Raw genomic sequence first — 23,999 nt, 5'->3', positions numbered from 1 at the left:
CCGATCTCCTGATTCAGACCAGCGGTCCGGCGGCCGTCCCGATCAGGAGCACCGCGGAGGCCGCGACCGTGATGAGGATGTTGTCGTCGATGGGACCGAACTCGTAGCGTTCGACCACCGTCGCGACCACCGCCGAGATGAGCCCCCAGAGCGGGATCGCCGGATCCGCCATGCCGCCGATATACCAGCCCATGGGGGCGCACAGCAGCAGCATGAAGACATTGCCGATCGGGCTCTTGGAGCGCTTGCGGATGAGTGCGTTGCGCACGACGCCGGTGATGCCGTCGCCGAAGGCCATGTAGAGCGAGGGCAGGATGGCGAGCCAGGGGTTGTCGAGCAGCCACCAGAGCGCCGAGACCGAACTCGCCCACATGAGGGCGAACTTGACGTCGTTGCGGTTCTCCTCGGTCTGGAACCAATAGAGCCGCAGTCCGGTCGCATGCGCCAGGTTGGTGAAGAGCGTCAGCAGCAGCCCGGCGACCAGCGGATACCAGGGATCGGTGAAGACCAGCGGCACCATGAGCGAGCCGACGCCGCCGGCCAGCATGTGCACGATCTTGCGGTCGTAGTAGCAGGCGCGGATCGGCTCCATTCCCCGTGCCACCATGGCCTCGTAGGGGATGCGGGTCAGGAAGAGGACCGCCAGAACGTAGAGTCCCAGGCCGACGGCCCAGAGGAATTGGGATGACCAGAGGAGGTCGTATGGAGAGGTCATTGGGCAGCGAATCGGCTGTTTGGCGAAAGGGCTCAATGCTAACCCGCCGGACGCGCTGTTCGCAGCATCCGATTCTTCGCCTTTCCCGACCCTTGGCTGGATCGAGACACGCCGGGTTGCTGTTATACTGTTGCGCCATCGACGGCGATCGCCCGCCGTTCGGATTCTGCGGCCATGGGTCGCCTTGTCGTTGTCTATCGGATGAGAGGGTTCCGGCTTGGCTAGAGCGTCATCGCGGGTCGTTGGTGCGGATCCTGTCATTCGGATCCGGGACCTGAGCTTTTCCTACGGCGACACCCTGGTACTGGAGCATGTGGATCTGAGCATCGAGCGTGGCGAGTTCGTCGGTCTCATTGGCCCCAACGCGGGTGGTAAAAGCACCTTGCTGAGGCTGATTCTGGGGCTCCTCGATCCGCAGATCGGCGAGATCAGCGTCCTGGGACGGCCGCCGGGGCAGATGTCGCGCCAGGTGGGCTATGTCCCGCAATTCCCGAGCTTTCCCCGGGACTTCCCCATTTCGGTCGAACAGGTGGTGACCATGGGACGGCTCGGTATCGGTTCCTTCCTGGGCTGGTACCGTTCGGCCGACCGCGAGATCGTGCGCCGGGCGCTCTCCGAGGTGGATGCCTCCGATCTCGCCGGCCGGCCCATCGGCACCCTCTCGGGCGGCCAGCTGCAGCGCGTGCTCATGGCCCGGGCACTGGCCGGCGATCCCGAGATCCTGATCCTGGACGAGCCGACCGCCAATATCGACCAGCGCGGCGAGACGAGCATCTTCGACCTGCTGGCGAGATTGAACGCGCGTCTCACCATTCTGGTGGTCTCGCACGACATCGCCTTCATCTCGGACTACGTCAGCCGGGTCGCCTGTCTCAACCGCACCCTCAAATGTCATCCCACGACCTCGGTCGACGGCGATGCCATCCACCAGCTCTATGGCGACCATGTTCGCCTGATCGACCACAGTCACTGACCATGGGCGCATTCCTCTCCGCTCTCGGCGATTACGCCTTCCTCCAAACCGCACTGATCGCCGGTCTGCTGGCGAGCGTCGGCTGCGGCGTGATCGGCACCTTCGTGGTGATCAAGCGCATCGCCTTCATGGCCGGCGGCATCGCCCATTCGGTGCTGGGCGGCATGGGGGCGGCGCTCTATTTCGGTCTCGATCCCTTTCTCGGCGCCCTGATCGCGGCCATCCTCTCGGCCCTGCTGATCGGCGCGGTGCGGCTCGCCTGGAAGACCCAGGAGGACACCCTGATCGGTGCGCTCTGGGCGATCGGCATGGCGGTCGGCATCCTCTTCATCGCCAAGACGCCCGGGTATGCGGCCGATCTCATGAGCTTCCTGTTCGGCAACATCCTGCTGGTGCCGGCGGGCGAGCTCTGGCTGATGGCGGGCCTGGATCTGGTCCTGGTGCTGACCGTGGCGCTCTTCTATCGTCAGTTTCTTGCCATCACCTTCGACGAGGAATTCGCCCGGCTGCGCGGCGTGCCCGTGGCCTTCTTCTATCTGCTGCTGCTCTGTCTGGTCGCGGTCACCGTGGTTCTGCTGATCCAGGTGGTGGGTCTGATCCTGGTGATCGCATTGCTGACGCTGCCGGCCGCGATCGCCAGCCATTACGTGCATTCCTTGGGGGGCATGATGCTGGTCGCGACACTGCTGGGCGCGGTCTTCACCTCGCTCGGTCTGGCGCTGTCTTACGGCCCGGATCTGCCGGCCGGCCCGACCATGATCCTGATCGCCGGCGGGGCCTATGTGCTCTCGGCCTTGACGAGCCGTCTGCTGCGCAGGCGGATGGCGACGCGGCGGGCGAGGTCGGTATGAAGAAGGAGGGGGGCTGCCAGGCGGGCAAAGGCTCCTTGGAGCGCGCCGATGCGCTTTGCTTGAGGCGCGGCGTTCGCCTGACGCCGCAGCGTCGGCGCGTGCTGGCGATCCTCTGCGCGTCTGCGCGGCCATTGGGGGCCTACGAGATCCTGGAGGCGATGCGCGACGGCTCGCGGTCGCTGGCGCCGCCGACCGTCTATCGGGCGCTGGACTTCCTGCTCGAGCAGGGCCTGGTACACAAGCTGGAGAGTCTGCACGCCTTCGTCGGCTGCCGGCATCCGGATCATCCGCACTCGGGTCAGTTCCTGATCTGCCGAAGTTGCGGCCTGGTGACCGAGCTCGAGGACCGGGGAATCTGCGAGAGCCTGCTCTCGGCGGCCAGCGCGACGGGTTTCGTTCCCGAGCGGCGGGTGGTGGAGGTGCTGGGGACCTGTGCCCGCTGCGCGGAGGAGGGGGGATGTCGGAATGACTGATGTCTCTCGAGCGGTTGGTCCGCTTGCCTGGCTGCCGATCTTCTTGGCGAATGCCGCAGCCGCGGCCCAGTCCCTGCCGCAGGGGATGGCCATGCTCTCGATCGAGATCGAGGGCCCGAGGGTGTCGGCCCGTTTTCGCGCCCCGCGGGCGACCCTGGTGGGGTTTCCCGGGGCCGCGCGCACGGCGGACGAGCGCGACACGCTCGGGCTGGCGCGCGATAACCTGCGCAACGGTGCCGGCATGATGCGCTTCGACACTCAGGCGGACTGCCGTCAGGCCGATGTCGAGTTCGGGGGCGATGCGGCGGGCGGTGCCGGCGTCGCTGACGAGATCCGGGTCGTCTATCGGTTCGAGTGTCTGCACCCCGAGCACCTGGACTCGGTGGCGCTCGGCTTCTTCATGGGGTTTCCGGCCCTGGAGCGAGTGCTGGTACGCTACAGCACCGGCGAAGGCCGGGGCGGCGCGGAGCTGACCCAGGGACACCCAGTGGTCGATTTCGTACCTTTCTGATCCAGCGCCTGCGGTATCTCTCGCCGTGGCGCGATCGATGCCACGGGGATAGGGGATGTCGATGCTCGATGTGCTGGTTTCCTCGTCACTGATCCTGATCGGCTTTCTCGGTCTGGTCGGCGGGGGCGAGATCCTAGTGCGCGCCGCGGCGGCGCTGGCCGCGGCGATGCGGATCAGTCCGCTGGTGGTCGGTCTGACGGTGGTGGCCTTCGGAACCAGCGCGCCCGAGCTGGCGGTGACCGTCCAGTCGGTGTGGGCGGATGCCGCCGATCTGGCCGTCGGCAACGTCGTCGGCAGCAACATCGCCAACATCCTGCTGGTCCTGGGGGTCGCCGCCCTGGTCTCTCCCCTGGTGGTGCACGAGCGGGTGCGGCGCATCGATCTGCCGCTGGTGATCCTGGCCTCGGCCGGGGTTTGGCTGCTCGCCCTGGATCGCCGGATCGGGCACTGGGACGGGCTGTTGCTGTGTCTCCTGCTGTTCGGCTATCTGGTCTGGTCGGTGCGTCAGGGGCGGCGCGAGGCGCTGGAGCCACTCGTGTCCGCGGGCGGCGCGCTCGATCCTCCGGGGGCCATGGTCCTGCTGCGCGAGCTGGCGCGACTGCTGGTCGGTCTGGTCCTGCTGGCGATGGGGGGGCGTCTGCTGGTGATGGGGGCGGTCGACATCGCCCGGGTTCTGGGGGTCGGTGAACTGGTCGTGGGTCTGACCCTGGTGGCCGTGGGCACCTCACTGCCCGAGGTGGTCACCTCCGTCATCGCCGGTCTGCGCGGGCATCGTGACATCGCGGTCGGCAACCTGATCGGGAGCAATCTGTTCAACCTGCTCGCCGTGCTGGGAATCGGCGCGGCAACCTCGCCCAGCGGCATTCCGGTGCTGCGGGCGGTACTGAAGCTGGATCTGCCGATCATGATCCTGACCACGCTCGCCTGCATTCCGGCCTTCGTGGCCGGGCGCGTCGGCCGTCGGACGGGCGCGGTCTTTCTGGCATATTTCATCTGCTATCTGATCTATGTGGTCCTGCGGGCGACCCAGTCGCCCTTCAGGCAGACGTTCGAGATGGGCATGCTGGGCGTTGCCTTTCCATTGACCCTGATCGCAATGACGGTCGCCGTCTATCCGCTGCTGCGTCGCCGCTTTTCGGACTGACCGGCGTTGGCCGCGGGCCGACTCGGGTGTTATAGAGGCGCCTGGCCCCACATTCCCGACATGGACGCAACAGCAGCCGAGCAGAAGGTGCTGCATAAAAAGAATCCGGAGACCGCAATTGGCTGACCAGACCCTGACCCGCATCGAGATCAGCAAGGACTATCTCAATTTCAGCGCCGGCCACTTCACTATCTTTTCGGCCAGCGAACGCGAGAATCTGCACGGGCACAATTTCCAGGTTCGCTGCAGCGTCTCCGCGCACGTGGGTGCGGACGGCATGGCCTTCGACTATGTGGTCCTCAAACGCATCCTGCGCGAGCTTTGCGATGCGCTTGACGAGCGTGTCCTGCTGCCCGAGCTTTCGCCCCATCTGCGTCTCGAGCACCAGGAGGGGCAGGTGATCGCCCTGTTCGCCGACGAGCGCATCGGCTTCCTGGAGCGCGATGTCCTGCTGCTGCCGGTGCGCAACGTCACCATCGAGGAGCTGGCCCCATTGCTCCTGACCCGGCTTCGGGACCGTATCGAGATCGCGGATCGGGGCATCCGCTGCATGGAGCTCGGCGTCTCCTCGGGGGCGGGCCAATGGGCCTATGCCTGCTGGGAGTCCGACTGATCCCCCTCATCCGACCCATATTCGAGCCGTTCAATCCTATGAATTATCTGATCATCACTGGCGCCACTTCGGGGATCGGGCGCGCCATCGCCACGCGCTTCCTGGTCGACGGCTGGGGCGTGATCAATGTGTCGCGTCGACCGAGTCCGGATCCGGGCGTGGACAGCCTCTCCTGCGATCTCTCCGAGCCTGGAGCGGCCGAGGCGCTGCGCGAGTCCCTGCTGGAGCGGGTCGCCGCCGCCGGACGTCTCTGTCTGGTCCACAATGCCTCGGCCATGCGCTCCGACCGTATCGATGAGCTCTCGGGTGCGGATCTGCGCCAGGTGCTCGAACTCAATATCCTGGCGGCCAATGCGCTGAACCAGATAGTGCTGCCGCAGATGTCGTCCGGATCCAGCGTCCTCTACATAGGGTCGACCCTGGCCGAGAAGGCCGTGCCGGGCGTCGCCAGCTATGTGATCGCCAAGCACGCCCTGGTCGGCATGATGCGGGCGACCTGTCAGGATCTGGCCGGTCGTGGCGTGCATACCTGCATGGTCTGTCCCGGTTTCACCGATACCGAGCAGCTGCGCGGATTGATTGGCGAGAGCCCGGAGACGCTGGCCGCGATCGAATCCATGTCGGCCTTCGGCCGACTGATCGAGCCCGAGGAGATCGCCGAGACGGTCGCCTTCGCCGCCCAGTCGCCCGTGCTCAACGGGGCCGTCATCCACGCCAATCTCGGACAGCGGGAGCGCTGATGACGAGCGGAGTCGAGTGCGAGCGGATCGTCTGCGTCACCGGCGGCACCTCTGGGATCGGGGAGGGGCTGGTCGCGGCCTTTCTGGAGGCGGGCGATCGGGTCTACAGCTGCGGACGGGATGCCGACAAGGTGGACAGGCTGATTGCAAACTGGCCCGAGGCCGTGGCCGAGGGCCGGCTGGTGGTCTCCAGGGGCGACATCGCCGATGCCGATTTCCGTGCCGCATGGGTCGATGCCCTCTCCCTCGATCGGGGACGGCTCGATGTCCTGGTCAACAATGCCGGCGTCATTCTCGGCTCCGGCACCCTGGAAGAGAGCCTCGATCATTGGCGTGCGACCCTGGAGGTCAATCTGGTCGCACCATTCGCCATGGCTCAGGCATGCGCCCCCTTGCTGGAGTCGAGTCAGGCCCCGGTGATCGTCAACCTCTCCTCGGCCTGCGCGCGGCATCCGTTCGCGACCTGTACCTCCACCAGCTATTCGGTGAGCAAGGCCGGACTGGACATGCTGACGCAGCGCCTCGCCATGGCCCTGGGGCCGAGAGGGATTCGGGTCAATGGGGTCGCGCCCGGCGTGGTCGAATCGGAGATGTGGGGCGGGGCGACCGATCTGATGCGGGACCTGGTGGAGCGGCGCCACCTCCTCGGCCGGCAGCCGGTGACGCCGGCCGACGTCGCTGCGGCGGTGCTCTTCCTCGCCTCGTCCGGTGCGCGGCTGGTGACGGGCGCCACGCTCGGCGTGGATGCCGGATACGCCTTGGGCTGAAGTGCCGGTTGCCAGCTGGCGGCTGAAACGAAAAGACCCGCCGGCGGCGGGTCTCGCGTCGAACGCGGAGAGGTTCTACTTGACCTCGTCGGTGTCGAGCTGCTGCATCAGGCCGAAGCTCTTGACGAAGGGGTTGGCCATGCGCGGATCCTTGATCATGGCCTTGTAGTCGCCGACCTTGAACTTGAGCTTGCCGGTCATGAAGGCGGCACCCATGCCGGTCATGCCGATGCCGTTCTCGACCCACTTCAGCCAGTCCTTCATGTCGGCGCGCATGTCCCAATTCGCTGGCGGGTCGCTTTCGGACCAGTCGCCGGCACGGACGCATTCGCCCTTCTCGACGACGAAGACGCCGCGCGGGTTCTCCTCGTCCTTGAATCCGCAGTAGATCACCGAATTGAAATCGATCTCGGCGAGCGTGTCCCTGACCTCTGGTTCGGCGTTCCAGGCGTCCTTGAGCTGTTTCATCCAAGCATCGGAAAAGAGTGCAGCCATGGGTTGATCCTCCAATCTTTCGGCGAAAGGCCGGCGCCTGGATGGCGCCGGCCGTGTGGAATCCGTCTTGCCTTCGCGGGGCTGATCCTCGCGAGACCCCGGATTCTATCAGGATATGTGGAAAATCATATGGTTTGGGCGTGCGTCATACGAAGCTCAGCCGGATCCCCGCGGCCGACAGGCGCTCGGCCTCCTGTTCGAGTTCGAGCTGGGTGAGCGGATGCTGGGCCAGCCAGTCGTCCGGGAAACCGAGCTGCAGTTCGTCGCCATCCGCGACCAGGTTCGGGTTGGGCTTGTTGTCCGCCGAGCGGCCGCGGTGCATGAGGACAGCCAGGCGCAGGATGACGCAGAGCCGGCGGGCCGGCTCGCGGTCGCCCTCGGGAAGATTGGCGAAATCCTGTACCGGGAACTTGCGTCTGTGGCCCAGCACCAGTGCGGCGAGCATGCTTTGCTCCTGGCGGGTGAAGCCCGGCAGGTCGGCGTTGCGCAGCAGATAGGCGCCGTGCTTCTGGTATTGGCTGTGGGCGACCATGACCCCGATCTCGTGCAGCCTGGCGGCCCAGGAGAGCATGAGCTGATGCTCGGGCTCGAACAGCTGCCAGGGGGCGGTCAGCTGGCGCAGCAGCACCCGGGCGGTCGCCTGGACGCGCTGGCCGTGCTCCTGGTCGATCTGGAATTGGCGGCAGAGGGTGGCGACGGTGCGCTCGCGCACGTCCTCGTGCTGATGACGCCCCATCATCTCGTAGATGACGCCCTCGCGCAGTGCATAGTCCGAGACCTGCATGTGCTCGATCCCCAGCGACTCGAATACCGAACGCAGCACGGCGACCCCACCGGCGAAGACCGGCTTGCGCTCGTCCGTGAGGCCCTTGAAGCTCAGCGACGAGAGCTTGCCCGTCTCGACGAGCGCGTCGCGCAGACGGGACAGCGATTCGGCCGAGATGCCGTCGTCGCACCAGCCCTCGCCCTTGACCACCGAGGCGATGGTGCGGATGGTGCCCGAGCTTCCGACCGCCTTCTGCCAGCGTGCGCGCCGGAACAGCTCGCGGACCGGTCTGACCTCGAGCGCCCCGGTCAGCTCGGCCTTGTGCATGGCTTTGGCGGTGATGCGCCCGTCGGCGAAATGGCGTTGCGACATGCTGACGCAGCCCATGTGCAGGCTTTCGCGCAGCCGTGGCGAGAAGCCCAGGCCGATGATGATCTCCGTGCTGCCGCCGCCGATGTCGACCACCAGGCGTCGTTCGGCTCCCGCCGCCAGACCGTGGGCGACGCCGAGATAGATGAGACGCGCCTCCTCGCGGCCGGCGATGACGTCGATCGGATGTCCGAGCGCGGCCTCGGCGCGTTCGACGAACTCGGATTCGGGACGGATCTGGCGCAGCGTATTGGTACCCACGGCGCGGACGCTGCCGGGAGGGAATTCGCGCAGACGCTGGCCGAAACGCTCCAGGCAGGCGAGCGCCCGCTCGGCGACCTCGGGCGAGAGCGATTTGTCCTCGGTCAGACCCTCGCCGAGCCTGACCATCTCCTTGAGGCGGTCGGTGACCTGCATGTGTCCCCGGTCGATGCGGGCGACGATCATATGGAAGCTGTTGGAGCCGAGGTCGACTGCGGCCACGATCTCGGGCAGTCTGTCTTCGGCCGCCTGGATGGATTCTTCAGGCATGGACATGGAAACCGGCAATGGAGACTTGAGGCGGATGCGAATGGTACCAGAATCCGGCCGCTCGGCCCTTGGCGGAGGCTATTGCCCTTTGGCTCGCTCCGGCTATAGTGAGAATCTGATGATCGTTCGATCGATCATGGATGCCTTGTCATCGTGTTCGCTGGGCGGGAGGCCGTTCACCCCAAGTCTCCGCGGTTGCTCGCCCTGATCTTCGATCGCGACTTCATGATCCTTGGCCGCAACTTAAACGAGAGTGTCGATGACCGTGGAGCGCGTCGCGAAACAGGACCGGGACGATGCATGGCATTCCGGTCGCGATCCGGGGCATCTGGGGGATGGTCGTCTGCAGCCCTGCAGTCCGTGCCTGGTTCCACTGTTCCTGGCGCTTTATCTGTGTTCTGCGCCCCTGATGGCCCAGGAACTCATCGTCAATGGCTCCCTGCCCGATGTCGCCCTGACGCGCAACGAGGCCCTGCTCTATTTCACCGGGCGTCTGCAGCTCTGGCCCAACGGGATGCCGGTGAAGGTCTTCGTGCTGCCGGATTCGAACCTGTTGCATCGAGAGTTCGTCAAGTCGGTGCTGGGTCTCTATCCCTATCAGCTCAGACGTGTCTGGGACAGACAGGTGTATTCGGGAACGGGGCAGGCGCCGATACTGGTCGGAAGCGAGCAGGAGATGATCGAGCGCGTGGCCTCGACCGCCGGCGGGATCGGATATGCGCATTCCGAGCCCGACGACGGGCGGGTGCGTCCGCTCGAGGTGCATTGACGTGTTATACCGTGCCCTGTTGATCGGAGTCCTGATCAACTGGCCCTTCCTCTCGGTCCGCGCGGATGCCGGGGATGGGGACGGAACGGGTTACTGGGACAATCTGCAGATCCATGGTTTCGCCAGCCTTGCCGGAATCAAGACGAGCGACAACCGCTTCTTCGGCGACAGTCCCCACACCTCGTTCGATTTCTCCGAACTGGGCCTCAACGTCTCGCTGCGGCCGGCGCCCACTCTGCTGATCTCCGCGCAGTTGCTGGCCCGGCGTGCCGGCGAGATGTACGATGGAGAGCCGGCGCTCGATTATGCCCTGCTCGACTATTGCGCGGCCGCGACCCCGGATTATCGTCTCGGGCTGCGTGTCGGACGGATCAAGAATCCGCTCGGTCTCTACAACGAGACGCGTGACGTGCCCTTCACACGTCCCGGTATCTTCATGCCTCAGGTCGTGTATTTCGACCAGGTCCGCAATCTGCTGCTGTCATCGGACGGTTTGGTCCTGTACGGCGATGCCTATACAGGGCTCGGCAGTCTGTCGCTTTCGGTTCTGCACGGACGGGCCGTGGTCGATGAGAACGTCGAATGGGCCTATCTGAACGGGGACTTCCCCGGGGATGTCGAATCGCGTTCGGACAGCTGGATCTGGAGCCTCTGGTTCGCAACGGCGGGCGACCGGCTCAGGCTGGGTTTCAGCGGTGCCTCCCTGTCGGTCGACTTCGATCCCCGTACCTCGGCGCCGCCGATCCTGGGGGCGGGTTCATTCGACATCCTCTATTGGATCGCCTCGATCCAATACGACGCCGAGGATTGGACCCTGTCCGCCGAATTGATGCGCGAGCCCATCGACTGGCACGATTTCGGGGCGCTCTACCCGGATCGCAGATTGACCGCGGAGGGCTACTATCTTCAGGCGGCCTATCGCGTGAGCCCCGGGATCGAGCTCATGATGCGATACGAGGAAGGCTTCGCGGATCGCGCCGACCGTAGCGGCAAGGCCATGTCACGAGTCGGCGGAGGACAGGGTCCCGCGCATATGGGCTACTCCAAGATCTGGACCGCGGGTCTGCGCTGGGACCTGGATCGGCATTGGATGCTGCGTCTCGAATATCAGAGACATTCCGGCACCTTCACCCTCTCTTCGCGCGAGAATCCCTATCTGCCCGGTCAGGTGAAGGACTGGAATCTGGTCGCCGCTCAGATCGCCTTCCGTTTCTGAACCGCGCGCCACCCAGGCGGCCCCTGTCCTTCGTTCGGTGTCCCGGGTCACACTCTGGAAATTCGATCGTAAGAATCGAAAATGATGTCTTCCCAGTCCGGCCGATTTCGGTTATACGGCCGCCTATCGATAGGCTTGTCACCCATGTCATTCCGAGGTAGAGGAGATGCTGGACCCCGAAAGCAGTTATGGCGATGAGATCGTCGAGCGCGTGCCCCCCCTGCTGACACAGGAGCCTCCCAGCCAGGCGGCGAGCCTGGATGTGCGTCGACGTATCGAGCACATGCGAGAACTCAAGCGCTTGCGCGAGCTGCTCGATGATCCCGACTTCGACGAATTGGGCTAAGGACGCATTGATCCGAAGACGGTCGATTGGCACGACGATCGACCCGATGCCTCTACGGCGGCGCCGTCGGCGCCGCCGGATCGCGGGTCATTCCAGGCTCGCTCCCTCGGCTGATCGCGCCTTCGATCACTCCTGAATTCAGGTGGTCGCCTGTTCGGTCGTGTTCATGTCCTGGCGTCTCGCGCGCTGCAGCCGGATTTCCAGCGGCGAGTTCGTCGAGAGATGCACGTCCCGCTGCGGGAAGGCGATCCCGATACCGGCGGCGTTGAAGCGGTCGTAGATCGCCTGGTGGAGATCGCTGATGATCCCGATGCGTCCGTCCAGCGAATTCAGATAGCAGCGCATGAAGAGCGTCAGCGCGTTGTCGCCGAATGACTCGAAGCTGACCAGAGGCGCAGGATCCTTGAGGACCTGCTCGTGCTCGTCAGCGATCTGGGTCAGGATCGCCAGGGCCTTCTTGGTGTCGCAGCCGTATTCCACTCCGACCGGGATGGTGATGCGGTTCTGCTGGTCGGTCAGGCTCCAGTTGAGCAGACGGCCGGTGATGAACTCCTTGTTGGGAACCAGCAGTTCCTGCTTGTCCCAGTTGCGGATGGTCGTGGCCCGGATACGGATATTGGTCACGACGCCCGTGGTGCCGTCGATGGTGACGATGTCGCCGACACGGACCGGACGCTCGAAGAGGATGATGAGGCCGCTGATGAAGTTGGCGACGATCTCCTGGAGTCCGAAGCCGATGCCGACGCTCAGGGCCGCCACCAGCCACTGGACCTGCGACCAGCTCAGCCCCAGGGTGCTGAAGACGAGCAGGAAGGCGATGGCGGTGATGGAATAGCTCGACAATGTCTTGATCGCATAGCGGGCCCCGGCCGAAACCGCCGAGTTCTGCAGCAGCATGATCTCGAGCAGGGCCGGCAGGTTTTTGGCCGCGATGGTCGCCACGAAGATGATCACCATGACCAGTCCGACGTCGGCTGCCGTCACCGGAATCAGACGCTCGGTGCCGTTGATCACGCCGCTGTAGTGCCAGAGCTCGATCCGCTCGAACAGGTTGAAGGCCGGCAGCACGTCCGACCAGGCCAGCCAGAGTCCCATGAGTGCGCCGATGAAGACGGAGGCGTTGATGAGCCGGCGGGTCTGCTCGTCCAGGGCCGCCAGGTCCGGCTCGGGCTCCTCGAAGCCCTGAACCTCGGAGGCCGGACTGGACTCGGGGCGCTCGGTCTCGGCCTGGGCGCGACGGGCGGCTTGGCGCTCGAGCGCGGCCTGCAGCGCGAGCCGGCGCCGGGTGAGGATGAGCCAGCGCACGATCGACTGGTGCAGCAGGATCAGGCCCAGAGCGAACCAGGTCTGGTACACCAGCGACTGGAAGAGGATCACGGCGGTGTAGACGTAGCCGAACAGCGCCAGGGCGGCCAGGGCCAGCGGCGAGCCGACGATGAGCGGGCGCCAGATATGGCGCAGACGGTTGATCCAGCCCTCCGGATGCTCGTCGATGAGCGATTTCAGGATGCCGCGCTCGGGGCTGAGCAGCAGGCCGTAGAAGACCGCGAAGCCGATCATGTCGGCGATCAGCGCGAGCCGGGCGAGGCTGCTGTTGTAGGCCGGGTCGTTGTGGTTGCTGACCGCGACGGCGATGAGCGAGACCGGGATGATGAAGATGCTGAACCAGTTGAAATGGCGGCGGATGCGCTGGAGGTTCTCGCCGCTCCAGCGGAAGTGACGGTCGGCGACGCCGCCGTTCATGCAGAGCATGCGGAAGGCGAGCAAACAGTAGAGCCCGAAGGCGACCTCGGTGAAGGCGGTTCCGAAGTCGCGCGCGAATGGGGTGGAGCTGGCCGAGGAGACCAGTTGCTGTCCCAGCGACCAGCTCAGGAGCGGCAGCGGCAGTGAGGCGAGCAGGCTGAGCCCGATGGCCTGCAGGGTGTAGCGGAAGCGATCGGTGCGGATGCGCCGCAGGGGTTCGGAGAGCCCGCGAATGCGACGTTTGAGGCTCGGGACCCTCCAGTAGAGGAGGAGCGAGCCGCCGATGCCGAGCCAGAACAGGAAGGCATGCCGATTGCGCTCGGTGAGGGTCCGCGCGATCTCGGTCCAGCCATCCGGGGAGACGAGCCAGGCGATCGCCGCCGGGAGGTTGATGAGCGTGTCCAGCCCCACGGCAGGGGAGCTGCGGACCCAGAGCAGCCGCTCGGCGAGGAAGTCGTCGTAGTTGGTCGCGATCATGATGACCTGTTCGGCGGCGTAATTGAGCTCGCCGAGCTGACGGATGTAGTCCTCCTCGATATCCAGCGCCTGGCCGATCAGACGCTTGCGCTGGGTCAGGGTCTCCCTCAGCTGCTTGCGCACCAGGGGCTGCTGGGCGGATTTCTCGTGCGCCGTCAGTTCGCGGATGTAGCGATCGAGGTCTCTCAGCTGACGCTCTTCCTCGCGGTAGCGGATCTGACTCAGCGTGGCATCGGCGATCTGGTCCTCGCGGGATTCGATGTCGTCGCGATACTGGCGCAGATCGGGCAGCTGGTTGCGCCGATCGAGCAGAACCTGTCCCAGCGCCTTGCTGAGACCCACCGCCTCCAGCCGCTGCTTGGCGCCGCGGAAATCCTCCTCGATGCGCTTGCGTTCCGCCTCGATGTTGGCGAGCTTGGCGCTGAATCCGTCGAGCCCCTTGGTCAGGGATGACAGCGAGTCGCTGATCTCGGCGTTCTGCTGGGTGAGCGAGCGTACCAGCGGGTGCTTGTCCTCGGCTTCTCGCTGTGCCTGCTCGGAGGCCTGCTGTGCCGCCTCGGCGGCGGCCTGGCGGCGCTTGCTCTGCATCTCCTCCAGCTGGCGCTGCCTGGCCTTGAAATCCTCCAGCTTCTGGCTCGCCAGGTCGCGTTTCGCCTTGAACAGGGCCTCGCGGACGGGCTGGCTCAGCAGCTCCTGCTCGAGCATCTTGCCTTCCGACCAGAGCGTCTTGCGCTGGGTCTCGACGACCCAGCGCCGTGCCTGGGCGAGTTCGGGGCTTTCGTCGGAGACCGGCGGCTGCTTGAGCTCGTCCTCGATCTGATCGAGGGTCTGCTTGACCTCGATCAGCCGCTGCCTGGCCGTGGTCGGCCGACTCGAGATGGTATCGGCCATCTTCTCGAACTCGCTGGCCCGCGCCTCCTCCAGGGCGACGTCGGCCATGACCTTGTTCTGGCGTTGCTGGATCTCCTCGGTGTCCAGTGTCTTGGGCAGGTCGTCGGCCGGTGAGCGCGTGCGCGTCTTGAGTCGTTCCAGTTCGGCCAGCGTGGCGTCGGTCTCCCTGGGTGCGGTCTTGAGCGATCGGGCGAATTCGCTGGCCTTGGCATCGAAATTGGCGGCATCCTCGAGGTTCGACTGGGCGCGCCGGTAGTTCTCGGTCAGGCTGGACTTGAGGCTTTCGTCCATGCCGGTCGTGGCATCGAGTTCGGCCAGCTTGGCGGCGAACTGGGTGGCCGAGGGCAGGGGGGATACGGCGGTGTCGAGGCTCGCGCCCCGGGGCGTCTGGGCGCTGCCGGGGGAGGGCGGCAGGAGCGAGCAGGCCAGGAGCAGGAACCAGATCGTCGGGTGCGCGAGGGGGTTCCGGCGCTTCAGGGTGATGGATGCGGGCATGTTTGGTCGTCGGCGTGGTTCATTGGGCAAGGACGGGCGCGAACGGCCTTCCGGATCTTGCGGGCGGCGTCGTCGATAGGGGCGGACGGTGGCGTCTCGATGTCCGCCTCAGAGTCGTTTGATGAATACCTTGGAATTCCGCTGGAAGTTGTAGAGTGCTTGCTTCTCCATCGGCAGTGCGTCCGGTCCGGCCGTCTGGAAGCCGCGCTCCAGGAACCAGTGCGCGGTTTGGGTGGTGAGCACGAAGAGATTCCCGATCCCTTTCGATCGTGCCCGGGTCTCCATGTGTTCCAGCAGCCGGTCGCCGCGTCGGCCGCCCCGGTAGTCCAGGTGCACGGCCAGGCAGGCGAGTTCGGCCGTCCCGTCGTCCGGATAGGGATAGAGCGCCGCGCAGGCGGTGATGAGTCCGTCGCGCTCGATGAGCGTGAAGCGGTCGATCTCGGTCTCCAGTCGCTCGCGCGATCGGCGCACCAGCACGCCGCGCTCCTCGAGCGGGCGCAGCAGTTCCAGGATGCCGGTGACGTCGTCGATCCGGGCCGGGCGCAGCTCCTCGTAGGGCTCCGCCGAGATGAGGGTTCCGCTCCCGTCGTGGGTCAGCAGTTCGCGCAGCAGGGCGCCGTCGGTTCGGCGCCCGACCAGATGCACGCGGCGTACCCCGGTGCGGCAGGCGTCCGCACCGGCGCGCAGACAAGTGACGATCTCCTCGTGCAGGCCGTGCTCGCTGGCGAGCAGCTGATCGACCTCGCTGGTGAGCAGATTGGGCGGCAGCTGCGGCGACGACTCGCTATCGCCTTGCTCGGTCAGGAAGATGAGCTTGTCGGCCCCGAGCGCGGCGGCCGTGCTGCAGGCGACGTCGGCCGCGCTCAGGTTGAAGACCTCTCCGGTGGGCGAATAGCCGAGCGGGGGCATGAGGGCGACGTTGCCCTGGTCGAGAATGGCCCTGAGCGTGCGCTGGTCGACGCGGCGCACCGAGCCGGTATGCCGATAGTCGATCCCGTCGATGACGCCTTGCGGGCGGGCGGTGACGAAATTGCCCGACACGACCGGGATGCGCACGCCGGCCATGGGCGAGTTGGCCAGTCCGAGCGAGAGCAGCGCCTCGATCTCGACCCGGACGAAGCCGGCAGCCTCCTTGACGCAGGCGAGCGCTCGGTCGTCGGTGACGCGCAGCCCGTTGACGTAGCGCAGCTCGGCGCCGTCCCCCTTGAGACGCTCCTCGATCTGGGGCCTGGCGCCGTGAACGAGCACCAGCCGGATGCCCAGCCCGTGCAGCAGGGCGATATCGTGAACCAGCTCGGGAAAGGCCGCGTCGGCGACCGCCTCGCCGCCGAAGGCGATGACGAAGGTACGGCCACGGTGGGCATGGATGTAAGGGGTGGCTTGGCGGACCCAGGTGACGAAGGGATCGCGCCCCTGACCGGCCGCGCTCGGGGCCGGGGACATCTCTGACACTTTGATTGATCCTCGGTGGGGTGTCGCGGGCGAGCGCGACGGGTTGGACGACTCGATCGGTCGAGGAGGGGCCGGGGCGCCGTCACTCGATCCCGAGCTTGGACAGACGGTAGCGCAGCGACCTCAGCGTCATCCCCAATTTTCTGGCCGCGGCCGTGCGGTTCCAATGGGTTTCTTCCAGGGCGTTGAGGATGGCGCGCCGTTCGATCTCGCCGAGATAATCCTCCAGGGGAAGGCGTTCGTCCATGCCTTCCTCGACGGTCGGTTGGCACTCGGTCTTGCTGAGATAGAGGTCCTCGACCTCGATCCGGCTGGATTCGCAGAGCGCCGTCGCGCGCTCGAGGATGTTCTCCAGCTCGCGCACGTTTCCCGGGAAGGGGTGACGCTTGAGCGCCTCGATCGCCGCTGGTGCGAGCCTCATCCGGGCCACCTCGACCCCGGGCTGGGATCTGGCGAGCTGATTGAGCAGGTGGTCGGCGAGCAGAGGAATGTCCTGGGGTCGCTCGCGCAGTGCCGGCATACGCAGCTCGATGACGTTGATCCGATAGAAGAGATCCTGCCGAAAACGCCCCTTGTCGACCTCGGTCGTGAGGTCGCGATGGCTGGCGCTGATGATGCGCACGTTCACCGGTACCTCGCGGGATGCCCCGACGGGCCTCACGCATTTCTCCTGGATGGCGCGCAACAGCTTGACCTGCGCCGGAAGCGGGAGGTCGGCGATCTCGTCGAGAAAGAGGGTGCCGCCCTCCGCGGCCCGGAACAGACCCTCCTTGTCGCCGACCGCGCCGGTGAAGCTGCCCTTCTTGTGGCCGAAGAGTTCGCTCTCGACCAGATCCTGGGGGATGGCGCCGCAGTTGACGGCGACGAAGGGCGCCTCTCCGCGCGGTCCCTGCGAATGGATGAGCCGGGCCGCCAGTTCCTTGCCGGTTCCGCTCTCGCCGGTGATGAAGACCGGGGCCTGGTTGCGGGCGAGCTTGGCGATCAGGCGCCGGATCTGCTCCATCGCGGCCGAGTCGCCGAGCAGACGGGCCTGCATCCGGTCGCGTTCGTTGCTCGTCGCCAGCGGACCGCGCAGCTTGAGCGCCGAGCCGACCAGGGTGCGGAGCTGCTTGAGGTCGACCGGCTTGGGGACGAAATCGAAGGCTCCGGCTTTCATGGCCGCGACCGCCGATTCCAGGCTGCCGTGTGCGGTGATCATGGCCACCGGCAGATCCGGGCGATGCTCGGCGATGTGGTGCAGCAGATCGAAGCCCGATCCGTCGGGCAGGTTCATGTCGGTCAGACAGAGGTCGAAGCGGCCTTGCTGCAGCGTGCGGATGGCGTCGGCGAGCGTGAGCGCCGTGCGGACCTGCACGTCCATGCGTCCGAGTGTGATCTCGATCAGATCGAGGATGTCGGGCTCGTCGTCGACGACGAGTGCCTGAGCCTTGTTCATGGGTGTCCATGCCTTGTTGCTGAGCGGCGGCAGCCTTGGAGAGGGGAGAGACGAGCGGGCGGGACATCGCCGAGAGCGTCTCGGTGCATGCCGGTGCAGGTCGAAGGATAGCGCCTGTGCAGGCCCGACTGGAAGTCGATGGAACCGTTCATGTCGGAGGGAAGGTCAGTCTGAAGCAGCTTCCGTGAGGCGCGACCGGGTGATGGCTGATGCGGATGCCGTTGGATTCGGCCAGCTCGCGGGCGATGTAGAGCCCGAGACCGGTGCCCTGAGATTTGGTGGTGAAGAATGGATTGAAGATCTCCTTGGCTGTGGTCGCGTCGATGCCGGGACCCGCGTCCTGGAGTTCGAGGATGGGGTTGCCCTGCTGGGGATCGGTCCGCAAGCGCAGGCGGATCCGGGGCGGCTGGCCGTCGAGACGCCCGTGGATGAGACTGTTCTCGGCGAGGTTGGCGAGAATCTGGTGCAGATGACGCGCATCCGCCTCCACCCTGACGGCTTCCTTCGTCGGTTCGATGGCGCAGCGCTCCTCGTCGAGTGCGTGCGATTCGCGGAATTCGGCGGCGAAGTGCTGCACCCAGATCTCCAGATCGATGGGGCAGGGCTCTATCTCCTGGCGGCGCGAGAGTTGCAGGATGCTCTGCACCGTTTCCTCGATGCGGGCGCCGTTGCGCCGGATGATCTCGGTCAGGTGGTGGTTGTCGCCGGAGAGGCTCGGATCCTCGGCGATCAGCTGACTGGCATGGGTGATGGCACTCAATGGATTGCGGATGTTGTGGGCGATGCTGGCCGTGAGCGTGCCGAGCGAGGCCAGCTTGCCTTGTTGGATCTCGCGGGCGATCTCTTGGGTGTCGCGCAGATAGAGGATGACGCCGCTCGCGCGATAGTCCCCCAGCAATCTGAGCGATGCGTTGATCTGACGGTTGCCGATGTGCAGCGATCCATCGGATGGATCGTTCGAACTGACCCGTTCCATCAGCCAGTGGCAGAGCTCTGGCGACAGCTTGCTCAGGGCGACGCCGGTGCGGAAGCGGCGCACGCCGAGCAGTTCCCGAGCCGCCTGATTCATCAGGCGCAAATGGCGATCGCCGTCGGCCACCAGGATTCCTGTATTGATGCTCTGGATGATGAAATCGTTGAGCTTGGAGAGGTCGTCGATGTCGACCTGACGGCGGGCCGCCAGTTCCTCCGCGGAGCGCACGCGCCGATAGAGCACGTGGGAGAGCAGCGCGACGGCGAAGAAGAGCAGTCCGAGCAGCCCGGCATGGGTGAATGAGATCGTCTGCTGATCGCTGGCGAGCAGGGCATAGAGCTGCTGGGTGATGACGGCGATCGAGGCCAGGGCTGCGAACAGCAGGGACAGCTTGCCCTCCAGCATGAGCGCTCCGGCGGCCACCGCCACCGCGAGCAGAATGCCGAGCCCGCTGGTGATTCCGCCCGCGGCCTGCATCAGCAGCGTGAAGACGAGGATGTCGATGAAGATGGCGATCTGGACCTGGTTCTCCGGGCGCGGGCGGTGCATCGAGAGGCCGAAGCCGCTCAGCAGGACCAGCAGGCCGTAGACGACAAGGATGTCCCAGGCCCACTGCGGGTCCGATTTGGTCGACGACAGGGTCGGATTGGCGGGGGAGAAATTGAGGATCAGGCCGACGACGATCAGCAGACGGAACAGGAACAGCCAGCGCAAGGCGGTCCAGTTCGGGTAGCGTCCTTCCGGTCGGGCAGGTCCCTGCGACGGATCGGCCTTGGATGGCTCAGGGTCCGTTTCAGCGGGCGGGATCCGGTCGCGGTCGACCTCGAGTCCGTTCCTCTTCATCCTGGCCGAGTTACCTGACGTCGATTGTTCTTTTGGCAAGCGAGTTCGAATTAGACCAGAATTAGCCAACTCAGGCTAATTGGCCGCTTCGCGTCGGTTTTCCAAGTAGTGCCGGTCGAGGGCACGTGTGGCGCGGAGTGGTGCGACCTCAGGCAAACGGATGAATCTACACGAGTATCAGGCGAAAGAGCTGTTTCGGGCCCATCAAATTCCTGTTCCGCGCGGCATTCTGGCGCGCACCCCGGGCGAGGCGCTTGCGGCATGCGAGGCGCTCGGCGGCTCGCGCTGGGTGATCAAGGCGCAGGTGTATTCGGGCGGACGCGGCAAGGCCGGCGGCGTGGTCGTCGCCAATCGGGCCGAGGAGGTTTCGGGCGCCGCGGACCGTCTGCTGGGGCGCCGTCTGGTCACGTATCAGAGCGGCGCGGAGGGGCTGCCGGTCGAGTCGCTGCTGGTCGAGGAGCCGACCGAGATCGCGCGCGAGCTCTATCTGAGCCTCCTGGTGGAGCGTGCATCGGAGCGCTATCTGTTCATGGCCTCGGCGTCCGGCGGGATGGACATCGAGAGGGTTGCCGCCGAGATGCCCGAGCGCATTCTGCTCGTTCGGGTGCACCCGGCCGTCGGGCTGCAGCCCTATCAGGTTCGGCGTCTCGGTTTCGGTCTGGGGCTGGAGGGGGGGCAGATCAAGGCGCTCGGGGGCCTCATGGAGGGACTCTACCGTCTCTTCAACGACTCGGACGCCAGCCTGGTCGAGATCAATCCGCTGGTCGTGACGGCCGCCGGCGATCTGGTCGCGCTGGATGCCAAGGTGAACCTGGACGACAATGCCCTCTACCGTCAGCGCCGGCTGGCTGAGCTGCGCGATCCGACGCAGGAGGATTCGCGCGAGGCCGAGGCACGCATGCACGATCTCAACTACATCAGTCTCGACGGCAACATCGGCTGCATGGTCAATGGGGCAGGTCTGGCCATGGCCACCATGGATCTGGTCAAGCTGCATGGAGGAGCCCCGGCGAACTTTCTCGACGTCGGCGGCGGGGCCACGGCGGCGCGGGTGGCCGAGGCGTTCAAGCTGATCCTCTCCGACCCCAAGGTCGAGGCGGTCTTGGTCAACATCTTCGGCGGCATCGTGCGCTGCGACCTGATCGCCGAGGGCATCATCCAGGCCGTGCGCGAGGTGCGGGTCGGCGTTCCCGTGGTGGTGCGGCTCGAGGGTACCAATGCCGAGCAGGGATTGCGGATGCTGGCCGAGAGCGGTCTCCCGGTGGCGACCGCGAGCAGTCTGGGCGAGGCGGCCGACAAGGCGGTCGCGGCCGCGAGTCGAGGGCTGGCGTCGGCGGAGGGTGTGGCATGAGCGTTCTGGTCGGTCATGAGACGCGTCTGATCTGCCAGGGGTTCACCGGTAGGCAGGGGACCTTTCACAGCGAGCAGGCGATCGCCTATGGCACCAATCTGGTCGGCGGCGTGACGCCCGGAAAGGGCGGTCAGCGGCATCTGGATCGGCCCGTCTTCGACACGGTTCGGGATGCGGTGACGGAGACGGGCGCCGATGCCACCATGATCTACGTTCCGGCGCCCTACGCGGCGGACGCCGTCCTCGAGGCCGCCGATGCCGGCATCGGCGTCATCGTCTGCATCACCGAGGGCATTCCGGTCCTCGACATGCTGCGCGTCAAGGCGGCGCTGGCCGGGTCCGATTCGGTGCTCATCGGACCCAATTGTCCGGGCATCATCACCCCGGGCGCCTGCAAGATCGGTATCATGCCCGGAGGCATCCATCGGCCGGGCCGTATCGGTATCGTCTCGCGCTCGGGGACCCTGACCTACGAGGCCGTGTTCCAGACGACCGCCGTCGGCCTGGGGCAGAGCACCTGCATCGGCATCGGCGGCGATCCGATCCAGGGCCTGGACTTCGTCGACTGTCTCGAGCGTTTCGAGGCCGACGATCAGACCCGGGGCGTCATCCTGGTCGGCGAGATCGGGGGGGCGGCCGAGGAGGCGGCGGCGGAGTTCATTCAGGGGCACATGACCAAGCCGGTGGTGGCCTATATCGCCGGGGTCACGGCCCCGGCCGGCAAGCGGATGGGCCATGCCGGCGCTATCGTGACCGGTGGTGGCGGAACCGCCGACGGCAAGTACGCGGCACTGGAGTCGGCCGGGGTAGCCACGGTGCGCTCTCCGGCGATGATGGGGGCGCGCATGGCCGAGCTGCTGTCCAACTGAACCGGTCCTCGAGGGCTTGAACGGCCCTCCGGTGGCCTCGATGTCCTCACTTCATTTCGGGAGTCAAAGAGCGTGGGCTGTCGTATCCAGATCGCGCAGATCAACCCATTGGTCGGTGACGTGGCCGGCAACGCGGAGCGCGTGATCGCCGCCGCAGGCGTGGCGCGCGAGGCGGGCGCCCATATGGTGCTGTTTCCCGAGCTCGTCCTCACCGGCTATCCCCCGGAGGATCTGCTGCTGAGGCCCGAATTCATGCGGCGTGTCGAGTCGGCCCTGGAGCGCATCTCGGCCGAGAGCTTTGGGATCGCCCTGGTGCTCGGCTATCCGCGCGCGGCGGTCGGGGGGCTCTTCAACGTGGCCGGAGTTTGGCGCGACGGCGAGCTGGTCGCCGAGTACGCCAAGCAGCATCTGCCGAACTACAGCGTCTTCGACGAGAAGCGCTATTTCATGCCCGGCTCGACGGCCACTGTCTTCGAGCATCGCGGGCTGCGCTTCGGTCTGACCGTCTGCGAGGATATCTGGCAGGACGGGCCGGCCGGGCAGGCGGCCGAGGCGGGGGCGCAGGTCCTCTTGAACATCAACGCCTCGCCATTCCACGCCGGCAAGCCTCAGGAGCGCGAGACGCTGCTCGGGCGGCGCGCCCGCGATCATGGCCTGCCGATCCTCTATGCCAATCTGGTCGGCGGTCAGGACGAGCTGGTGTTCGATGGGGCCTCGTTCGCGGTCGATCGGGACGGTCGCGTGGTGCGTCGCGCGCCCGCCTTCGTCGAGTGCGATCTCGGTATCGAGATCGAGGGCGACGAGACCGGCGTCCGGGTACTGCCCGGGCCCGACGAGGAGCCGTCCCCGCTCGATCCGGATGCGGTCGTCTATCAGGCGCTGGTGCTCGGCGTGCGCGACTATGTGCGCAAGAACGGTTTCAAGGGCGCCGTGCTGGGCCTGTCCGGCGGAATCGATTCGGCTCTGACCCTGGCGATCGCCGTGGACGCCCTTGGCGCCGATCGCGTCGAGGTGGTGCTGATGCCCTCGCGCTATACGGCCGGCATGAGCAACGAGGACGCCCTGGAGGAGGCCGAAAGGCTCGGTGTCGCGTCCCGAACCATCGCCATCGAACCGGCCTTTCGGACCTTTCTCGAGATGCTCGAGCCGGCGTTCGCCGGTCAGCCGGTGGATGTCACCGAGGAGAACATCCAGGCACGCTGCCGCGGCATCATCCTCATGGCCATCAGCAACAAGAGCGGTCGCATCCTGCTCACCACCGGCAACAAGAGCGAGATGTCGGTCGGCTACGCGACTCTCTATGGCGATATGGCCGGTGGTTTCGCGCCCATCAAGGACGTGCCCAAGATGCTGGTCTACCGGCTGGCGCGATACCGCAACCGGCTCGGTGAGGTGATCCCCGAGCGCGTTCTGACCCGAGCGCCCTCGGCCGAACTGAGACCCGATCAGACCGATCAGGACAGTCTTCCCCCTTACGAGACGCTCGACGACATCCTGCGCCTCTACATCGAGGAGGACGAAGGGGTCGAAGCGATCGTCGCCCGGGGCTATCCTTCCGATGTCGTGCGTCGGGTCGCCCGCCTGGTGGACCGCAACGAGTACAAGCGCCGTCAGGCGCCGCCCGGAGTGCGGATCTCCAAACGGGCGTTCGGGCGCGATCGGCGCTACCCGATCACCAGCGGCTTCTGAGCCTGTGTCCTTGCGGCGCTGTTCATCGGTCGGTCCCGAACATATACTTCCAACTCAATATAGCCGTGACCCTGAACGGAGAGATTCATGAAAAAGGTCGAAGCGATCATCAAGCCCTTCAAGCTGGACGATGTGCGTGAGGCGTTGTCCGCCGCCGGCATCACCGGCATGACCGCCATCGAGGTCAAGGGCTTCGGCCGTCAAAAGGGCCACACCGAGCTCTATCGCGGCGCTGAATACGTGGTCGACTTCCTGCCGAAGGTGAAGATCGAGCTGATTCTCGCCGACGACCAGGTGGAAGGCTGCATCGCCGCCATTACCACCGCGGCGCGCACCGGCAAGATCGGCGACGGCAAGATCTTCGTCTCCGACGTCCAGCGCGTGGTGCGGATTCGTACCGGCGAAGAGGACGAGGCGGCGATCTGATCCTCGTCGGATTTCGCCGGTCGATTCGTCGGGCCTGATAGGCCGTCTGAATGGAGGTTCGGTCCGCACAGCGGGC

The 23,999-nt window shown here is 65.9% G+C and carries 22 protein-coding genes; 15 read left to right on the top strand and 7 right to left on the bottom strand.

Going from position 1 to position 23,999, the window contains the following annotated elements; genetic code table 11:
* Positions 1-13: 13 nt before the first annotated feature.
* Positions 14-715 carry a hypothetical protein gene (locus D779_RS09620; RefSeq protein WP_043753139.1) on the bottom strand — a complete coding sequence of 234 codons (702 nt, stop codon included), beginning with the start codon at positions 713-715 and terminating at the stop codon, positions 14-16.
* A gap of 217 nt (positions 716-932) precedes the next feature.
* Here D779_RS09620 and D779_RS09615 point away from each other — a divergent pair, with 217 nt between their 5' ends.
* The 8 genes from D779_RS09615 (at position 933) to D779_RS09580 (ending at position 6,787) form a co-directional block, all read left to right on the top strand.
* Positions 933-1,688, top strand: coding sequence for a metal ABC transporter ATP-binding protein (locus tag D779_RS09615; RefSeq protein ID WP_043753137.1), 756 nt, complete (start codon positions 933-935; stop codon positions 1,686-1,688).
* A 2-nt stretch (positions 1,689-1,690) separates the two neighbouring features.
* Positions 1,691-2,539 (top strand): metal ABC transporter permease, encoded by an 849-nt coding sequence (locus D779_RS09610; RefSeq protein WP_043753135.1) that lies wholly within the window; start codon positions 1,691-1,693, stop codon positions 2,537-2,539.
* On the top strand, positions 2,536-3,012 hold the full coding sequence (locus D779_RS09605) for a Fur family transcriptional regulator (protein ID WP_052348013.1): 477 nt from the start codon (positions 2,536-2,538) through the stop codon (positions 3,010-3,012). Before D779_RS09610 ends, D779_RS09605 begins: the two co-directional genes overlap by 4 nt.
* Complete coding sequence (locus D779_RS09600; protein WP_081763439.1) at positions 3,005-3,523, top strand: ZrgA family zinc uptake protein; 519 nt, start codon at positions 3,005-3,007, stop codon at positions 3,521-3,523. The genes D779_RS09605 and D779_RS09600 overlap by 8 nt, the downstream gene beginning before the upstream one ends.
* Before the next feature lie 55 nt (positions 3,524-3,578).
* Entirely contained in the window at positions 3,579-4,667 is a 1,089-nt protein-coding gene (locus tag D779_RS09595; RefSeq protein ID WP_043753131.1) for a calcium/sodium antiporter, read from the top strand.
* 118 nt (positions 4,668-4,785) lie between these two features.
* Positions 4,786-5,280, top strand: coding sequence for a 6-pyruvoyl trahydropterin synthase family protein (locus tag D779_RS09590; RefSeq protein ID WP_043753129.1), 495 nt, complete (start codon positions 4,786-4,788; stop codon positions 5,278-5,280).
* Between the two features lie 38 nt (positions 5,281-5,318).
* The gene (locus D779_RS09585) at positions 5,319-6,020 is read left to right on the top strand and encodes an SDR family NAD(P)-dependent oxidoreductase (RefSeq protein WP_043753127.1); all 702 of its coding nucleotides are present in this window, start codon (positions 5,319-5,321) and stop codon (positions 6,018-6,020) included.
* The gene (locus tag D779_RS09580) at positions 6,020-6,787 is read left to right on the top strand and encodes an SDR family NAD(P)-dependent oxidoreductase (protein ID WP_043753125.1); all 768 of its coding nucleotides are present in this window, start codon (positions 6,020-6,022) and stop codon (positions 6,785-6,787) included. The genes D779_RS09585 and D779_RS09580 overlap by 1 nt, the downstream gene beginning before the upstream one ends.
* 75 nt (positions 6,788-6,862) lie before the next feature.
* Here D779_RS09580 and D779_RS09575 read toward each other — a convergent pair whose 3' ends face one another.
* The gene (locus D779_RS09575; protein WP_043753274.1) at positions 6,863-7,282 is read right to left on the bottom strand and encodes an SCP2 sterol-binding domain-containing protein; all 420 of its coding nucleotides are present in this window, start codon (positions 7,280-7,282) and stop codon (positions 6,863-6,865) included.
* Positions 7,283-7,427: 145 nt separating this feature from the next.
* Positions 7,428-8,948, bottom strand: coding sequence for an exopolyphosphatase (ppx, locus tag D779_RS09570; RefSeq protein ID WP_043753272.1), 1,521 nt, complete (start codon positions 8,946-8,948; stop codon positions 7,428-7,430).
* A 259-nt stretch (positions 8,949-9,207) separates the two neighbouring features.
* Between ppx and D779_RS09565 the strand changes: the two genes are divergently transcribed.
* The 3 genes from D779_RS09565 to D779_RS09555 all read left to right on the top strand — a co-directional run bounded on the left by D779_RS09565 (position 9,208) and on the right by D779_RS09555 (position 11,279).
* The gene (locus D779_RS09565; protein ID WP_081763438.1) at positions 9,208-9,717 is read left to right on the top strand and encodes a hypothetical protein; all 510 of its coding nucleotides are present in this window, start codon (positions 9,208-9,210) and stop codon (positions 9,715-9,717) included.
* Position 9,718: 1 nt separating this feature from the next.
* A complete protein-coding gene (locus D779_RS09560) occupies positions 9,719-10,933 on the top strand; it encodes a hypothetical protein (protein WP_232424145.1) in 1,215 nt (404 codons plus the stop codon).
* Positions 10,934-11,099: 166 nt separating this feature from the next.
* On the top strand, positions 11,100-11,279 hold the full coding sequence (locus D779_RS09555) for a PA3496 family putative envelope integrity protein (RefSeq protein ID WP_043753123.1): 180 nt from the start codon (positions 11,100-11,102) through the stop codon (positions 11,277-11,279).
* Positions 11,280-11,417: 138 nt separating this feature from the next.
* On the opposite strand, the gene D779_RS09550 is transcribed toward D779_RS09555, so the two are convergent.
* The 4 genes from D779_RS09550 to D779_RS09535 form a co-directional block, all read right to left on the bottom strand.
* A complete protein-coding gene (locus D779_RS09550) occupies positions 11,418-14,885 on the bottom strand; it encodes a mechanosensitive ion channel domain-containing protein (protein ID WP_043753121.1) in 3,468 nt (1,155 codons plus the stop codon).
* A gap of 108 nt (positions 14,886-14,993) precedes the next feature.
* Positions 14,994-16,328, bottom strand: a complete 1,335-nt coding sequence (gene argA / locus D779_RS09545; protein ID WP_043753120.1) for an amino-acid N-acetyltransferase — start codon at positions 16,326-16,328, stop codon at positions 14,994-14,996.
* A 91-nt stretch (positions 16,329-16,419) separates the two neighbouring features.
* The gene (locus D779_RS09540) at positions 16,420-17,772 is read right to left on the bottom strand and encodes a sigma-54-dependent transcriptional regulator (RefSeq protein WP_043753119.1); all 1,353 of its coding nucleotides are present in this window, start codon (positions 17,770-17,772) and stop codon (positions 16,420-16,422) included.
* A gap of 148 nt (positions 17,773-17,920) precedes the next feature.
* Positions 17,921-19,588 (bottom strand): sensor histidine kinase, encoded by a 1,668-nt coding sequence (locus D779_RS09535; RefSeq protein WP_043753117.1) that lies wholly within the window; start codon positions 19,586-19,588, stop codon positions 17,921-17,923.
* 127 nt (positions 19,589-19,715) lie between these two features.
* On the opposite strand from D779_RS09535, the gene sucC reads away from it, so the two are divergent.
* From sucC to D779_RS09515, 4 genes are all read left to right on the top strand, one after another.
* Entirely contained in the window at positions 19,716-20,939 is a 1,224-nt protein-coding gene (sucC, locus tag D779_RS09530; protein ID WP_269747382.1) for an ADP-forming succinate--CoA ligase subunit beta, read from the top strand.
* A complete protein-coding gene (gene sucD, locus D779_RS09525) occupies positions 20,936-21,808 on the top strand; it encodes a succinate--CoA ligase subunit alpha (RefSeq protein WP_043753114.1) in 873 nt (290 codons plus the stop codon). Before sucC ends, sucD begins: the two co-directional genes overlap by 4 nt.
* Before the next feature lie 72 nt (positions 21,809-21,880).
* Positions 21,881-23,497, top strand: a complete 1,617-nt coding sequence (locus D779_RS09520) for an NAD+ synthase (RefSeq protein WP_043753112.1) — start codon at positions 21,881-21,883, stop codon at positions 23,495-23,497.
* An 87-nt stretch (positions 23,498-23,584) separates the two neighbouring features.
* A complete protein-coding gene (locus tag D779_RS09515) occupies positions 23,585-23,923 on the top strand; it encodes a P-II family nitrogen regulator (protein ID WP_043753110.1) in 339 nt (112 codons plus the stop codon).
* Positions 23,924-23,999 lie beyond the last annotated feature (76 nt).

It is taken from the genome of Imhoffiella purpurea (assembly GCF_000585215.1).
Taxonomy (GTDB): domain Bacteria; phylum Pseudomonadota; class Gammaproteobacteria; order Chromatiales; family Chromatiaceae; genus Imhoffiella; species Imhoffiella purpurea.
Note: the sequence above shows the minus strand (reverse complement) of the source record. Positions and strands in the feature narration are given on the sequence as shown.